Origin of the sequence: Microcoleus sp. SVA1B4, from assembly GCF_036700545.1 — a bacterium.
Taxonomy (GTDB): Bacteria; Cyanobacteriota; Cyanobacteriia; order Cyanobacteriales; family Microcoleaceae; genus Microcoleus.
The window spans coordinates 1-15,431 of sequence record NZ_JAUBPB010000051.1; the positions used below are offsets into that span (position 1 = coordinate 1).

At 46.3% G+C, this 15,431-nt stretch carries 11 protein-coding genes, 1 tRNA gene and 1 pseudogene; 10 read left to right on the forward strand and 3 right to left on the reverse strand.

Annotated features, from left to right (window positions below; all coding sequences use genetic code 11):
- Positions 1 to 416 (reverse strand): annotated as a pseudogene (locus QT987_RS20870) (photosystem II D2 protein (photosystem q(a) protein)); the annotation flags it as partial.
- 217 nt (positions 417 to 633) lie between these two features.
- Between QT987_RS20870 and QT987_RS20875 the strand changes: the two are divergent.
- The 8 genes from QT987_RS20875 to QT987_RS20910 all read left to right on the forward strand — a co-directional run bounded on the left by QT987_RS20875 (position 634) and on the right by QT987_RS20910 (position 11,229).
- Positions 634 to 2,040 (forward strand): transposase, encoded by a 1,407-nt coding sequence (locus tag QT987_RS20875; protein ID WP_333243799.1) that lies wholly within the window; start codon positions 634 to 636, stop codon positions 2,038 to 2,040.
- A 121-nt stretch (positions 2,041 to 2,161) separates the two neighbouring features.
- Entirely contained in the window at positions 2,162 to 2,728 is a 567-nt protein-coding gene (locus QT987_RS20880) for a photosystem I assembly protein Ycf4 (protein ID WP_333057558.1), read from the forward strand.
- Positions 2,729 to 3,045: 317 nt separating this feature from the next.
- A complete protein-coding gene (locus QT987_RS20885; RefSeq protein ID WP_333302751.1) occupies positions 3,046 to 3,837 on the forward strand; it encodes a peptidylprolyl isomerase in 792 nt (263 codons plus the stop codon).
- A gap of 269 nt (positions 3,838 to 4,106) precedes the next feature.
- Positions 4,107 to 5,378 carry a beta-ketoacyl synthase N-terminal-like domain-containing protein gene (locus tag QT987_RS20890; protein ID WP_333243805.1) on the forward strand — a complete coding sequence of 424 codons (1,272 nt, stop codon included), beginning with the start codon at positions 4,107 to 4,109 and terminating at the stop codon, positions 5,376 to 5,378.
- A gap of 564 nt (positions 5,379 to 5,942) precedes the next feature.
- The gene (locus tag QT987_RS20895) at positions 5,943 to 7,052 is read left to right on the forward strand and encodes an ATP-binding protein (RefSeq protein WP_333243808.1); all 1,110 of its coding nucleotides are present in this window, start codon (positions 5,943 to 5,945) and stop codon (positions 7,050 to 7,052) included.
- Between the two features lie 178 nt (positions 7,053 to 7,230).
- Positions 7,231 to 9,108, forward strand: a complete 1,878-nt coding sequence (gene mutL, locus QT987_RS20900) for a DNA mismatch repair endonuclease MutL (RefSeq protein ID WP_333243812.1) — start codon at positions 7,231 to 7,233, stop codon at positions 9,106 to 9,108.
- 168 nt (positions 9,109 to 9,276) lie between these two features.
- Complete coding sequence (locus QT987_RS20905) at positions 9,277 to 10,101, forward strand: transglutaminase family protein (RefSeq protein ID WP_333243815.1); 825 nt, start codon at positions 9,277 to 9,279, stop codon at positions 10,099 to 10,101.
- 441 nt (positions 10,102 to 10,542) lie between these two features.
- Positions 10,543 to 11,229 carry an alpha/beta hydrolase gene (locus QT987_RS20910; protein WP_333243818.1) on the forward strand — a complete coding sequence of 229 codons (687 nt, stop codon included), beginning with the start codon at positions 10,543 to 10,545 and terminating at the stop codon, positions 11,227 to 11,229.
- A gap of 160 nt (positions 11,230 to 11,389) precedes the next feature.
- On the opposite strand, the gene QT987_RS20915 is transcribed toward QT987_RS20910, so the two are convergent.
- Positions 11,390 to 11,854, reverse strand: coding sequence for an SRPBCC family protein (locus QT987_RS20915; protein ID WP_333039545.1), 465 nt, complete (start codon positions 11,852 to 11,854; stop codon positions 11,390 to 11,392).
- A gap of 147 nt (positions 11,855 to 12,001) precedes the next feature.
- Between QT987_RS20915 and QT987_RS20920 the strand changes: the two genes are divergently transcribed.
- Positions 12,002 to 13,219 carry a transposase gene (locus QT987_RS20920; RefSeq protein ID WP_333243821.1) on the forward strand — a complete coding sequence of 406 codons (1,218 nt, stop codon included), beginning with the start codon at positions 12,002 to 12,004 and terminating at the stop codon, positions 13,217 to 13,219.
- 84 nt (positions 13,220 to 13,303) lie between these two features.
- Complete coding sequence (locus tag QT987_RS20925) at positions 13,304 to 15,001, forward strand: mechanosensitive ion channel (protein WP_333243823.1); 1,698 nt, start codon at positions 13,304 to 13,306, stop codon at positions 14,999 to 15,001.
- Positions 15,002 to 15,324: 323 nt separating this feature from the next.
- Here the strand turns inward: QT987_RS20925 and QT987_RS20930 are convergent.
- Positions 15,325 to 15,398 (reverse strand) — tRNA-Pro (locus QT987_RS20930).
- Between the last annotated feature and the right edge of the window lie 33 nt (positions 15,399 to 15,431).

A 15,431-nucleotide genomic window follows, 5' to 3' on the forward strand; every position in this document is an offset into this window, starting at 1 on the left:
CGGATGCCGACTAAACGGGCGATTTCAATCTGACGCAGGCAAAAGCCGATCAGTGCGAAGGCGCCGTGGAGGGCGACAAATGTCCACAGTCCACCGAGTTGGAACCAGCGGGTGAAGTCCCACTGTGCTTCGGGGCCCCAGAGGAACAGCAGGGAGTGTCCGAGGCTGTTGGCTGGGGTGGAGACTGCTACGGTGAGGAAGTTGGCTCCTTCGAGGTAGGAGCTTGCCAAACCGTGGGTGTACCAAGATGTGACGAAGGTGGTGCCTGTTAACCAGCCACCGATGGCTAGGTAGGCGCAGGGGAATAGCAGGATGCCAGACCAGCCTACGAAGACGAAGCGATCGCGTTTGAGCCAGTCGTCGAGTACATCAAAGATGCCTCTTTCGGTCTGGGCGCGTCCGACTGCGATTGTCATAGTTATAAAATCCTCTTGCTTGTTAAAAGACCAAGGTTTCTAATTAAAGTTAACATAACTATATATTAGAAGTTCATAAATTTCAACTAGAACAGCAGGGTTCCCCCACTAGAGGCGTACTCGATGAAAGCGTGGTTGAGAGGAATGCCATCTTGGTTGACGATGCTCAGCAACAATCCAACTGACCCTTCGTCGCCAAGCGGCGAGGTGGCGGTGGTTGAGCAGACGAACAAACACTCTGCGCTTGCACTCAAATCCTTCACAGGGTAAGATTATCCTCTTATCTGTTGAAGAAGTTGTGAGCCAAGTAATTACCGCCAAACTCAAATTAAACCTGACTGCCGAGCAAAAAATCTCGGTAGCTCAGGTTTCTTTGGCCTATCGGGATGCGCTGAACTACGCATCCCAAGTGGCATTTGATAACGGTAAATCTGGCAACGGAGCTAAACTACAAAAGTTGGTCTACTCGGAGCTACGGGCATTATTTGGGCTTGGTTCCCAGATGGCGTGTAACGTGCCAAGACAAGTTGCTGCGACTTTTAAGACGCTGTGGACTAAAGCCAAGCAGAATAGCGAGGCGCTTAAAGCTGGGTATACCAAGCGGCGGTACAAGGGACTCGATCGAGCTCCCAAATACACCTCGCGGACTTGTACGCTTAATTACCAGCGCGACTACTCCTTTAAAAAGGATCGACGGGTCAGTATTAACACCCTGGGTGGTCGAATTGTTGTTCCGTTTGATGGCTACAACAAGCACATCGATCTGATGCGAGCGTCCAAGAAGATCGGTGCTGCTAAAATTGTCTACCAGAAATCCTCGAAGACTTACTATCTAATGGTGAGCTTGGAGGTGGAAACGCCTACTCTCGACCCACTGAACATCACTAGAATTTCTGGTATAGATGTGGGAATGAGATACCTCGCAGTCGAAACAGACTTAGCTAATAAGTCGAGTTTCTATTCGGGCAAGGCGGCTAGACATCGAGCCAACCGTTATCAAAAAGCCAGACAATCTCTACAGCGAAAAGACACCCGTTCGGCGAAGCGAAGATTAATCGCTTTGTCGGGACGGGAGAGACGGTTTATCGCTGATGTGAACCACCAGATTGCGAGTAAAATCGCCAAGCCTAACAGCCTGATTGGACTAGAATATCTGACCGGAATACGCGATCGAACTAAATCTAAATCGGGCAAACGGGCAAGCAAGAAACAACGGAAAGCTAACAGGAACGTGGCTCAATGGTCGTTTGCCGAATTGCATGGCTATATCGATTACAAGGCTGTGCTGGTTGGCTCGTTAGCTACTAAAGTTCCAGCACATTACACCTCGCAAAGTTGCCCTAAATGTGGGCATACCTCAAAGGCTAATCGACCGAACAAGGGGCTGATTTTCCGCTGTGAATGCTGTGGGCATCAACTTCATGCAGATCTGGTTGGGGCGCGAAATATCGCACTTAGAACGTTGCTCGTCCGGCAAGCCTGGATGAGTACCGGGGTCTTGTCAGCACTCCCTCATGTATCGAGCCGTGAAGCCAAAGCTGAAATCCTTTCGAGGTTTTCGGAATTGAGGTGGAGTTCAGATACAAGCCCCCATCATAGCGGTACTCCGCTTGATGGCGGGTAGTTGACCATAATTAGCAGGAGTTGATACACAATGCCGATCGGTCGATCGCGATCTCGTCCGCGAAGGGTGACGCTCGGTGGGCTAATTGAATTAAGATTTGGCTTTAAGGCTGTTTAATTTTATGACTGCAAAAACAATGACCTCGATCGATCCTGTCCTGCGCTACCCGGTTTTGGGCTCCCGCCGCTTCAGCAATTACTGGTGGGCGACGGTGGTCAGCATTGGAGGGACTGGTTTCCTGCTGTCGGGCATTTCCAGCTACTTGCACGTTAACCTGCTGCCTTTTGCTGACCCGACTCAGCTCATTTTCATCCCCCAAGGCATTGCGATGGGTTTCTACGGTGTCTGTGGCGTGCTGTTGGCGCTCTACCTGTGGCTGACTATTCTCTGGGATGTCGGTGGCGGCTACAACGAGTTCGATCGACAAACTGGTAACATTCGGATCTTTCGCTGGGGTTTTCCGGGCAAAAACCGCAAAGTTGATTTTAATTGCAAGACATCGGAGGTGCAATCTGTGCGGGTAGACATTAAAGAAGGTCTCAATCCCCGCCGCAGTATTTATCTTAAGCTCAAAGACCGCCGTCAGTTTCCCCTGACTAGAGTCGGACAGCCGATTGCTTTGTCTGAAGTGGAAAATCAAGCGGCCGAATTGGCTCGATTTTTGCAAGTTCCCCTCGAAGGACTTTAGGGATTTTCGATTGGCGATTTGAGATTTGAGATTGGTAATGTCTGGTAGGGTGTGCCGGGCCGCGCACCTTACCTACCTGGTAAGTGAAAAACGTCAATCTGCGAGTCAGCCCCGTTACCAATTTTTGAATCTATCAATTAACCATACTTGCGAAAGTTTTTGATTGCAAACCGTAGAATAAGGTTTTCAAGGCTCCAAAGCAAGTTCGCTATCCAAGGAAAATCGCTGGTTTTAGACTACGAACTAAAAACAGTCCGGACTATTGAATTAAAATCTTTAGTTGCCAAGTCCGTAATTGACTCAAAGTGAAAATACAAATGCAAATGCAAATCAAAATTCAGCGGTGGTTGTTCTCACTTTTAATAATTGGCGCGTTGTTTGTCGGAGGATGCGGTAGTTCCCCTGTGGCAAACTCAACTCCGACATCGAATCCGGTGTCGGGTGAAAATATTTCTTTGTCTCCGTCTCCGTCTCCTTCTCCTGCTGCTGTAGCGGCGAGTTCGCAATTTAGCAATTTGCCACGCTTGGACGGAAAAGCAACGGTGGTGATGACGGTTAAAGGTGCCCCAATTACGATCGAACTCGACGGCACAAATGCGCCAATTACTGCGGGCAATTTTGTCGATTTGGTTCAGAAAGGTGTCTACGACGGGCTGGTATTTCACCGAGTCGTGCGGGAACCTCAGCCTTTTGTAGTTCAGGGCGGCGACCCCCAGGGTAAAGACCCTAAATTCCCTACAGCGCGACTGGGAACTGGCGGTTTTATTGACCCGAAAACTACTGTAGAACGCAGGATTCCTCTGGAAATTAAAGCTCAAGGTGCTGCCAATCCGACTTACAGCGCGACGCTACAAGAAGCTGGGGTTAAGGAGAAACCCGTGTTGATGCACAGTCGCGGGGCTGTGGCTATGGCTCGATCGCAGAGTCCTGATTCGGCTTCTTCTCAGTTTTACTTTACTTTGACGGATGTACCGTTTTTGGACGGTAGCTATGCAGTTTTTGGGTACGTGAAGCAAGGGATGGATGTTGTTGATAAGATTGAAGCGGGCGATCGCATTGAGAAGGCTACTGTTACTCAGGGTTTGGAAAATTTTAAGCCTGTTCAGTAGTCAGTAGTCAGTAGTCAGTCGTCATATCAATTCCGGTTGCACAATGGAGATGATTGTTGACTGTTGACTGTTGAGTCGGAGTAGAAAAACTGACTGATTGTTGACGGTTGATGGTTGACTCGATTTTATGATTCCGATGCAACCGGAAACGATATCAGTCGTTGGTCGTTGGTTAGTAGTTAATAATTTGTTCCAATCATAAATAACTAATAACTAATAACTAATGACTAATGACTAATGACTAAAAATTTGGGAATCTGAGGGCTGATGTGGATGTTGTTATTACGGGAATTGGCCTGGTTTCTGCTTTAGGCACTCTGGATTGTAGCTGGAAAAGATTGTTGTCTGGGGAATCAGGAATTCGGCAACATCAACCTTTTATAGAACTTGAACGGCGACCTTTGGCTTTAATTGGCACAAAACCGACCGATTTAATAACTTTAATTCGGCAGGTTTTAGCAGATGCTTTGCAAGATGCTAATTTGACTTTGCCTTTGCCTGATTGCGGAATTGTTATTGGCTCTAGCCGCGGGTTTCAGGCAAATTTGGAACAGTTGGCGAGGGAAGGAAGTTCGGCAACGGATTCTGTAACGGATGTAACGGATGTCAGGAAGAAGGAAGAGGGAAGAAGGAAGAAGGAAGAAGGAAGAGGGGAGAAGGAAGAGGAAAGAGAATTCTCAATGCCCAATTCCCAATTCCCCATGCCCAATTCCCAATTCCCAATTCCCAATTCTCAATTTGTGAATTTTTTGCCTCACATGGGGGCGATCGCAGGGGCGAGGGCAATTGGCTCAACGGGGCCGGTGCTGGCGCCGATGGCTGCTTGTGCGACGGGCATACAGTCGATCGCCCGTGCTGTTGATTTAATCCGCACTGGTGAGTGTCAGCGGGCGATCGCAGGTGCTGTGGAAGCGCCTATCACACCGCTGACTCTGGCTGGATTTAGCCGGATGGGTGCTTTGGCAAACAATGGGTGCTATCCCTTTGATGAAAATCGGGAAGGCTTTGTGATCGGTGAAGGCGGGGCTTTATTTGTATTAGAATCGGCCGAGTTGGCAAGGCGTCGTGGTGCTAAAATTTACGGTCGAGTTTCCGGTTTTGGCTTGACAAATGATGCTTGCCATGCTAATGCGCCGGAGCTGGGGGGGAAAAGTGCGATCGCGGCGGTAAATCAATGTTTGAAACGCAGCAATTTAGCGGCGATTGATATAGATTTTATTCATGCTCACGGTACTGCAACTGAGTTAAATGACCGACACGAAGCACTGTTAATTGAGAAGTTATTTCACCCAGGAGTTGCTGTTAGTTCGACTAAGGGGGCGACGGGTCATACTTTGGGAGCTTCGGGAGCTTTGGGCGTGGCTTTTTGTTTGATGAGTATTAAATATCAGATGTTGCCGCCTTGCGTGGGAATGAAAAAACCGGGGTTTGAATTAGATTTTGTTCGCTGTGCGCGATCGGCTATTGTCAGAAATGCGGTTTGTTTAAGTTTTGGCTTTGGCGGGCAGAATGCTGCGATCGTTTTATCGGGCGATCGTTAATTTTTGTAAACTCGGTCGATCGGCATTTAAATTACACGATCTCTCTACAGTTAAAATCTTCTGAGGTGGCCGGAGAACCCCCCCACATCGAATTTAAATCTCAAAAATAGTACAATTTATGTATTTTAGTCAATTAACTGAGAATTTTGGTGAGATTGCTGGTGCTGCTATGCTAGTCTGGCTCTCCATCCCGACGCTAATCCTTGCGTCAAAGCCTCGGAGGCTAGAAAAGAGAGCCAGATTAAAGCAGTATTGTATTTTAGTGAACAAACCTGACGGTCAACTGAGTACAGTTAGACCGCAGGCTTCTTTTTCCTTTTTTTCAAAGGCTTTTTATAGTGAGGTAGTTCCACCCCCACTTGCTAATATAGTATCAGAGTATTTCCCGATCATCAATGGGTATAAAAGAAATAATTGTCGGTTTCCGTACCTACACCCGACGCTTCTTTCCATCACGCTCGGTAATTTATTCGGGGTACTTCGCGCAGCGCTCAAATTAATCCCCTCTAAATATACCGAGGGACTTCCCGGCTGGTAGTTAAATTAAGTCTCAGGTATTTTCACATGGATCTGGCCTCTCATCGATTTATGTCTTATTTTGAACCAGAGCAAGCTGCTCACCTTTGCCAAATAGCTGTTTTGGAGAGTTTTGCTGAGGAAACGCTGGTTTTTGAAGAAGGAGAAACAGCGGATTTTTTATATCTAGTTTTAGAAGGTAAAGTCGAGTTTAGCAAGCGGATTGAAAATCATAAATATCAAACTGTTGCTGTCGCTAACCCAGACGATTATTTTGGCGAACTCGGAGTTTTAGACGGAGAGCCTCGCAGTGCTAGAGCTGTGGCAGTTACCGGCTCGACTTTGGCCAAAATAGACCGTGAAAAACTAATAACAACTCTCCAGTTTGCTAAAGGCAGTTCGGTATTGCAAATGTTTAGTTTCATTACTAAAAATTTACGGGATACCACGGATCAATATGTTAGCCAGTTGGTACACAAACAAAAAATGGTATTGGTAGGAGAAATGGTGAGTACAATTATTCACGATTTCAAAAGTCCTTTTACCGGAATTAAACTCTCTAGTGAAGTGCTCAAAGAAATGCACCCGGATGACGAAACTCAGGAGTGGTGCGAACTTATTCAATTGCAGGTTCAGCGAATGTTGGGGATGGCTGAAGAAGTGTTAGAATTTTCGCGCGGCAATTCTGTATTAAATAAAAAACCAGTTAATCTAATTCAGACGTTGCAGCAGTTTCAAAAGTTGAACAGAGTTTATTTTGAAGCAGCAAAAGTAGATTTGGTAGTACGGGTGACAGAAGTGATAGTGGAAGCGGACGAGAATAAGATTTTGCGCGTTTTACAAAATTTAGTTGGGAATGCTGTTGAGGCTTTTGGCGGAAGAGGGGGGCGGGTGGAGATTGCGGTGACACAAACTGAGGAGTGGGCAGAAATTAGCATTTACGATAACGGCCCCGGCATTCCGCCGGCAATTAAGGAAAAGTTATTTGAACCGTTTGTGACTTATGGTAAACGGACTGGTACTGGGTTGGGAACGGCAATTGTTAAGTCGATGGTTGAGGCTCACAAAGGGCAAATTACTTATGATTCGGAGGACGGAAAAGGCACAATTTTTTACATCCGCTTGCCGAAAACTATGGATTTATCAGAGCAAAAATAAGTAGGAAGATATATACTTAGGACTTTTTCACTAAGCCTCAGAGACTTGGTTGATGAGTAGATATCTTGGTATCCCACAATATTTTTCTAATGAACCGGGTTGAAAAGCTTAAGTCCTAATACTGTATAGCGACTTGCAGGATCTAGTAGAATTGAATTAACGAAATGCTAAAAATCTGATGCCAGTTACTATTCAAACCTTACCCACAGAAGTTATCAATTTAATTGCCGCCGGCGAAGTGATTGACTCGATCGCCTCCGCGGTACGAGAATTAGTTGAAAATTCTCTGGATGCTGGCGCAACTCGCATCGTTGTTTCTGTCTGGCCCGAACAGTGGCGGGTGCAAGTTGCAGACAATGGTACAGGAATGGATCTGGAAAATTTGCAGCAGGCGGCTTCGCCTCACAGTACGAGCAAAATTACCACTGAAGCTGACCTTTACAAAATTGATACTTTGGGATTTCGTGGGGAAGCTTTGCACAGTTTAGCTCAATTGGGCTGTTTGGAGGTTTTGAGCCGATCGAATGATTTGGGATTGGGGGATTTTTCGGAAAATCGAGAGTCGGCGCAAACCCCCGCCAAATCTTCCTTTAACAAGGGGGGAATTGAAAATGCTCGATCGGGCTGGCGGGTGGTTTACAATAACGCAGGCGTTGCTGTAGAGGTGGAAACAGCGGCGATCGCTCCTGGTACGGTGGTGACTGTTGATAATTTGTTTGGCAATTGGCCTGTGCGCCGCAGTTTTTTGTCGCCGGCACAGCAAATGCGATCGATCCAATTAACTCTTCAGCAAATTGCTATTTGTCACCCGCACGTTAATTGGCAGTTGCGTCAAGGAAATACGCCTTGTTTGCACGTAACTCCTGGTAGCACAGCGGAACAACTTTTACCTCAATTTGTGCGCGGTGTGCGATCGAGCGATTTGCAGTATTTAAAGTTAGATTTGCCGGCGAGTCCTCAAAATCAGAAAGCAGCAAATTTCTTGCTAGAAACTCAACTTGTGGGCGCTACAGTTAAACCTAATTACCAATTCCCAGTTGCTACTTCTCAATTCCAAATGCCTAATTCCCAGTTTTTAGAATTAGTAATTGGTTTGCCCGATCGCTGTCACCGCAGGCGGCCGGATTGGGTGAAAGTTGGGGTAAATCGGCGAGTTGTGCGATCGCCCGAATTAGAGCAAACTATTCTCAGCGCCTTTGCCCGCACTTGTCCGCGCGATCGCTATCCCGTGTGTTTTGTCCACCTGCAAATCTCCTCTTCGGAAATCGACTGGAACCGCCACCCGGCTAAGGTTGAAATTTATCTGCATGATCCAAGCTTTTGGCAAGCGCAAGTTAGCGCGGCAATTTCTCGTGCTTTACATTTGAACGATGAAGTTTTGCAGCCTGCCCCAATTCCCGATAGAGTGGGAAAATTGCTGAAGGCATCGGAAGAAAAAAGTGCTTACAGTGTCGGAATTCCGGCGAGGCAGAATGATGAAGGTGGCGAACAGGAAAAAGCTCATAAAATAGGATTGATGGAATTGAGGGCGATCGCTCAAGTTCACAATACTTACATTGTTGCCGAACATTCCAGCGGAATGTGGTTGGTGGAACAACACATCGCTCACGAGCGCGTTTTGTACGAGCAATTGTGCGCGGCTTGGCAGCTAAAATGTCTAGAAAAACCAGTAATTCTCAGTCAGTTATCGGCGCTGCAAATAGAGAATTTATCCCGATTGGGTTTGGAAGTAGAAAGTTTTGGCGAACAGCTATGGGCTGCCCGCGAAGTTCCTGAATTGTTAGCCGATCGAGATGACTGTGCGGATGCGCTTTTTGAACTCAGTAAAGTCGCAGATTTACAAGCGGCTCAAGTTGCGACTGCTTGCCGTAGTGCTATGCGAAACGGTACTCCTTTGAGTCTTTCCCAAATGCAAAATTTGTTGGATGAATGGCAGCAAACTCGCAATCCGCGCACTTGTCCTCACGGCCGCCCTATCTATTTTGCTTTGGAAGAATCGACTCTGGCTCGGATTTTTCGCCGCAGTTGGGTGATTGGTAAAAGTCACGGGATTTGAAGGTTAAAAGTTAAGCTGTAAGGTGCGCGTTACATACAGGACTGTTTTTTTTGAACCGCAGAGGGCGCAGAGAACGCAGAGAGGAAGAGAAGAGAGATGTTTTTAATATTTTTTTGGGCAATTGGATATTCGTATAAAATGTCAATTAAAATCAAATAAATCATAAATATGGATTTTCCGATCGCCCGACAACTATTTTATCGAGAAATAAATCAGCCTGATGGCTCGATCGACCTGGCGAAAGCTGCTCTTTATATGGCTTTGGAAGAATACCCAAATTTAGAGCCAGAGGAGTATCTCAACGCTCTTGACACGATCGCAGATGAAGTGCGCGATCGCCTGCCGGCACAGAATTATCCACTGCGGATTATTCAAACTATTAACGCCTATTTATACGGGGAGTTGCTGTTTGCGGGCAATGATGTTGATTATTACGACCCGCGCAATAGCTTTTTGAATGAAGTGCTCGATCGGCGTACTGGTATTCCGATCTCTTTATCTTTGGTTTATTTGGAGGTTGCTAAGCGGATTGATTTTCCGATGGTGGGAATTGGGATGCCAGGACATTTTTTAATTAGACCGGATTTTGAAGATGCTGGTATTTTTGTTGATGCGTTTAACGGCGGCGAAATCTTATTTCCTGAAGATTGTCAAGCCCGACTTTCTCAAATTTATGGGCAACCTATGGAGTTGCAGACGACTTTTCTCGCCCCGGTAAGTCGCCGACATTTGTTGGGACGAATGCTGGGAAATCTGAAGGCGATTTACTTGCAACAGGGAGATGCTGTGAGGGTACTCTTGGCGATTGAACGGATTTTGCTGCTGTTTCCCGATGCGCTGGGGGAACGGCGCGATCGCGGAATTCTCTATTATCAACTGGGACGCTTGGTAGAAGCGCGCCACGATTTGGAATTATACCTGAGAAATGCTCCGAATGCTCCTGATGCTGCTAGAATTCGCCAATTGGTCGATCGGCTCGATCGGGATCTTTGAAGTTAGGAATGAGAATTAAATAACTTCCACTCTTGAAAGTGGGATGGGCCTAAGAGCCCGTCGTTTTTGGACGGGCTCTTAGGCCCATCCCACAATAACAATTAAAATTGTAAGTTATTTAATTCGCTATCCTTAAATTCGCTATATGTCGCACAGCACACTATAAGACATAAAAGTGACACTCAATAAACTGCTGCCTGACGACCAAATTTCGCTTTTATCATTTTTGCCATGGGATCTAAAATTTGGCAAAGAATTAACTATAACATATTAATTGTAAATTAAAACCTATCTTTTGATAGGTTGAATTTGCTTGACTTGACTGTAATATCATAGGTCATTTACGCAAATCCCGATTCGACTTTCCCGACTGATATCCGCACAGATATCCGCACAGAAGAGCGATCTAAAAAGTATTTTGACCTAAAGAGGCACAAACTCATGAACTTTCAGTTTCAACAAGGTTATCTCAACGGAATGCAATCGCTGTCAGTCCATTTAACCAAAAGAATGTCAAAGTCTTTATCATTAGGTTTGGCACTTTTGCTGGGAACAAGTGCAGTATTCCTAAGCAGCGGCAAAGCCTTTGCATTAGATAATGTTACCGTAAAATACGGTGCTGTTGACGTAACACTACCGATGAGCGACTTGCAAAGCTTTGTACAAACTGGCAAGGCTTCCTCTCAACTGCAAAGCGTTCTGAGTCTGGCGAAACAAACTCCCGAGTCGGTGCGCGAAATATTAACGCGAGAAGTGCCTTTAGATTCCCAATTAGTAGCGCGGCTAGCAAGCACTTATTTTGGGGAAATAGTTTTCAAACAATTGGGGGAGGTTGCTTATGCGCCGACTGCTCGGCTTCAAAGCGTGCCCGCACTGCGCGATGCTTTAGTCGCAGCTTCCAAAGATGGCAAAATATCGCTGATTGAAGTAATGCAAAATTACAGCCCTGCGGCTTTAGAAGTTGACGGCAATCAAGCGATGGCTATCTACGAACGAGTGATTAAAGATGTGCAAGATTTGCAAGCTTTGTATCAAAATTCCCCGGCTTTGCAAAATACGGCTAACCAAGCCGTGAATTCGGCGAGAGAAATGATGTGTCAGCCCAATCCAGCGGGAAGTGCGAAGTAAATAACTGAAGTTGGAGGGAAGGGGGAGTCGGGAATTGGAAATTGGGAATGGGTGCTTTTTTTCGTATTAGCTGTAGCTTTCAGCTATTAGCAATTACTCATCATCCATTCCCAATTCTTCGGCTACGCGAGGGTAAAAGTTCCCAATTACCCATTATTCATTACCCCTTACCCATTCTTTGAGATAGTTGCTCGGCTACCCGCTTTAGTCGGCGGAGTTGGTCTTTCATATCTTTTTCTGTCCAAGGGGCTGCAAAACGATTGAAACCAAATCTAATTAAACGATTGGGAATTTGAAATTCAAAGCGGTTAATCAAGAGAGTACCTTGGATTTGCGGCTGGCATTCCCAACGATCGCATCCTTTGAAAAATCCGTCAAACCCCCAAACAATTAAACCTGGTTGTCGCTCCAACACAACACTCTCTAAAGAGGGTTGCAAAACAGGAATTTTTATGATAAATAAGCTACGACTTCCTACGGTAGTATCCCATTCGCCCTGGGGATCGCAGCGTAGCAGGGGATTGAGCCACTTGTGCATTAAAGTGCGATCGACTATACATTGCTCCACCAGAGTAGCAGCAGCGCGAATTTCAATGGATTGCTCGAAAACTTGACGAATTGACATGAGAACCTGCAACAAGGAGGGTATTACAAAACTTTGCTTACTTGATAGTCCTTTATTTACTTGTAACGTCAATTTTTCCAGAAATTAAAAGATTGACACACTCATAAATACAGTGTATCATCTTGAATTAAAGTATATATACCGATTATGCAGTTAGTCGAAAGGCACATCATTAAACCAAATCATAGGTTTTATCGAGAAGCCGATAGACTGTCTTGGCTGTGCAAAAATCTTTACAATAAGGCTAATTACATCTACCGTCAAAAGTTTTTCGCTAGCCAAGAAAGAAACGCTCTGGCTGTTGATTGCGCCCTCAAAACAAGTCATGATTGCAAAGCACTGCCCGCAAAATTAGCACAAAGCACGATCGGCTTAGTCCTCAAAGCATGGACTAGCTATTATCTGGCGCTGCGAAACTATCAGGAAGACCCAACTAAATTTCAAGCAGCACCGCAAATCCCTCATTATAAAGGTTCAAGAGAGCGAAAAAGAGAGGATGGGGGCTATGTAGTTGTATTTAATTGTCAAGCTGTCAGCAAAAAAGCCTTAAAAAAAGGATATGCTCGTCCCTGTGGGACTAATATTTGGTTGCCCTCAAGAGTCACCTCCAGTCTGGAAATCCGGATTGTTCCCAAAGTATGTTGTTATGGGGGCCAGGTGCTCTATGAAAAGTTAGAACAGCCTTTACAAGTAAATCAGAAAGTAGGTGCCATAGATTTAGGATTAAACAATCTGGCAACATTAACCTACAATGTTCCTGGGTTAGTACCGACAATCTACGACGGAGGGGCTGTTAAGTCAACAAACCAATACTGCAATCAAGTTTCATCGGCATTGAAATCATTGCTGCCCGCAGCGCAAAAAAACAGTGAAAAACTTGCCAAATTGTGGCACAAGCGTAACTGTAAAGTGGATTACTGCCTCCATACGCCGAGTTCCGCAATTATTAAAGAACTCGTTAATTATCAAATGGGCTTGCTGGCTATAGGCTGGAACGATGATTTTAAAGATGGGATTAATACGGGTTTGGTTAATAATCAAAATTTTCCCTGTATTCCCCATCGCCGATTCGTGCAAATGTTGCAGTACAAAGGACAACTTGCGGGAATTCAAGTTGGGTTAGTTGAGGAGAGTTACACCTCCAAATGTTCAGCTTTGGATTTGGAACCAATTCAACAACATTCCGACTACATTGGCAGTAGGGTAAAAAGAGGATTGTTCAGAACCCAAACTGGACGATTCATAAATGCCGATGTAAACGGTTCTTTGAATATTGCCCCAAAAGCAGTCGGAGATGGGTTGATCCCAAATTCGATAGAGGGTTTTGTAGTTAACCCAGTACGATTAAAAGTGTACAAACATTAAATTTAGGCGATGTCTAGATTTTTTGGAACTATTATTAAAGTTTCGTCTTCTCCTTGTCAAATCTGACGTTAACCTGAGAAAAAAATGAATGAAACTTGGCAAGAAATAACTAGACCCATATCGGGCCCAATAGCGGCGTTGTCCGATGGCTTACGCCCCGCTACGCTACGCCTTTTGGCCCAGGCCCAGCCCGCAAATCCCCTGACAGATGCGGAACGCGGAATTAACAATTTCCTTCAGGGCTCAAACATTGAAAATCTCCTCTGGGCCGTCGGTATCCTGCTCATTGGCTTGATAGTATCAGCCCTCGTCTCATCTTTAGTGGGGGGATTGCTCAAGAAAACTACGATCGACAACCGGCTGGCTACTTGGATTACCGGCCGCCCGGAAGGAACAGGAGCCCCGCAAGTGGAAAAATGGATTTCCGCAGCGGTGTTCTGGATCATTTTTGTCTTTTTCCTAATTGCCTTTTTCAACCGGCTGAATCTAACGGCTGTCTCCCAACCCCTCAACACTTTTCTCAATCAAATTACCGGTTTCTTGCCGAAGTTAGCCGGGGCGCTAATTTGGTTGGGGATTGCTTGGGTGTTGGCGACTGTAGCCAAAATGGCCGTATCGCGGGCAATGCGGGCTTTTAACGTGGACGAGCGCTTGAATCAGGAGGTAGGCGCTACGCCCAGCGAGCGCCCTTTGCTGCTGAGCGATACTCTGGCGAATGCGCTGTACTGGTTCATTTTTCTGCTGTTTTTGCCGCTGATTCTCGACTCACTGGAAATGCAGCAGGCTCTGCTGCCGGTTAATAATTTACTCAACCAAATTCTGGCGGCAATTCCGAAAATTCTGGAAGCTGTGGTGATTGGGTTTGTGGGCTGGCTGCTGGCTATGGTGGTGCGGCGGATTGTCACGAATCTGTTGGCTGCTGCTGGGGCGGACGGTTTGGGCACTCGGTTTGGAATTTCGCGGACTTCGGGCGGACAATCGCTGTCGTGGATTGTCGGTACGATCGTCTATGTTTTGATTTTGATTCCAACGGCGATCGCAGCTCTGAACGCTTTGGACATTCAGGCGATTTCGCAGCCGGCAATCGCGATGCTCAACACGATTCTGGGCGCGCTTCCCAACATTTTTACAGCAGCGCTAATTCTGGGGGTTGCTTACTTTTTGGGGCGCTGGATCAGCGATTTGGTGACTAATATCCTGACGGGAATTGGCTTCAACAATATCTTTTCTTGGTTGGGAGTGCAGCAGCCGAAACAGCGACTGCGGCTACCGCCAAGTTCGATCGATCCGGACGCAACGTTTCTTCAAGAACCGGAACTTCCGGCCCGCACCCCTTCTGAGTTTGTCGGCATCGTGGTGCAGGTGGGCATCATGCTGTTTGCTGTGGTGGCGGCTACCGATGTGCTGCGGATTCCAGCACTGACTGCGATTGTTAGCGGTATTGTCCTGGTTGCAGGTAGGGTGCTAGCCGGTTTGGTGGTATTTGCGATCGGCTTGTATTTGGCGAATCTGGCGTTTAGTTTGATTGCCAGTTCTGGAACTCGCCAAGCGCGGCTTTTGGGCCAAGCGGCTCGGGTTGCGATTATTGCCTTTGTTTCGGCCTTGGCCCTGCAACAGATGGGCATTGGCAGCGATATTGTGAATTTGGCTTTCGGGCTGCTGCTTGGGGCGATCGCAGTTGGCATTGCTCTAGCTTTTGGTTTGGGCGGGCGCGAGATTGCGGCCGACCAAATTCGCGAATTATTAGCGTCGTTTAAACAAGATAAGACGCCACGTTTGTAATGCTATAAAATGGCGTTTGTCAAGTACAAACGCCATTTTTTTATGCTTAATTTCATTAGACCCATCCCACAAGAGTTATTTTTTCTTGTGGGATGGGAATCTTGCCCGTCCGATCAATTTATCAAAAGGACTTTTGCAAAAGGTCTATTGTGAGGGTCGCGAAGCAATCGAAAAGCCTTTGAATTTGAGGATATAGCTATAGACTTTTCGGAAGCAGAGATTGATTTTTGTTTCTGGGCCCATGCCCCTAATTGAGAATGTTAAGAGCTGCGTCGTCGGCCCTAAAACAACAAAACCTCCTCAGAGAGAAGGTTTTATCACAATCGGAGCGGCGGGATTTGAACCCACGACCCCTACTACCCCAAAGTAGTGCGCTACCAAGCTGCGCTACGCCCCGACAGCTTTAATAGCTTAGCATAGAATTCCCGAA

Bases quoted from the DNA above. Each gene is read 5' to 3' on its own strand.
- QT987_RS20880 (WP_333057558.1), top strand. From the start codon at position 2,162: ATGACTGCAAAAACAATGACCTCGATCGATCCTGTCCTGCGCTACCCG.
- QT987_RS20885 (WP_333302751.1), top strand. From the start codon at position 3,046: ATGCAAATGCAAATCAAAATTCAGCGGTGGTTGTTCTCACTTTTAATA.
- QT987_RS20895 (WP_333243808.1), top strand. From the start codon at position 5,943: ATGGATCTGGCCTCTCATCGATTTATGTCTTATTTTGAACCAGAGCAA.
- mutL (WP_333243812.1), top strand. From the start codon at position 7,231: ATGCCAGTTACTATTCAAACCTTACCCACAGAAGTTATCAATTTAATT.
- QT987_RS20905 (WP_333243815.1), top strand. From the start codon at position 9,277: ATGGATTTTCCGATCGCCCGACAACTATTTTATCGAGAAATAAATCAG.
- QT987_RS20910 (WP_333243818.1), top strand. From the start codon at position 10,543: ATGAACTTTCAGTTTCAACAAGGTTATCTCAACGGAATGCAATCGCTG.
- QT987_RS20915 (WP_333039545.1), bottom strand. From the start codon at position 11,854: ATGTCAATTCGTCAAGTTTTCGAGCAATCCATTGAAATTCGCGCTGCT.
- QT987_RS20920 (WP_333243821.1), top strand. From the start codon at position 12,002: ATGCAGTTAGTCGAAAGGCACATCATTAAACCAAATCATAGGTTTTAT.
- QT987_RS20925 (WP_333243823.1), top strand. From the start codon at position 13,304: ATGAATGAAACTTGGCAAGAAATAACTAGACCCATATCGGGCCCAATA.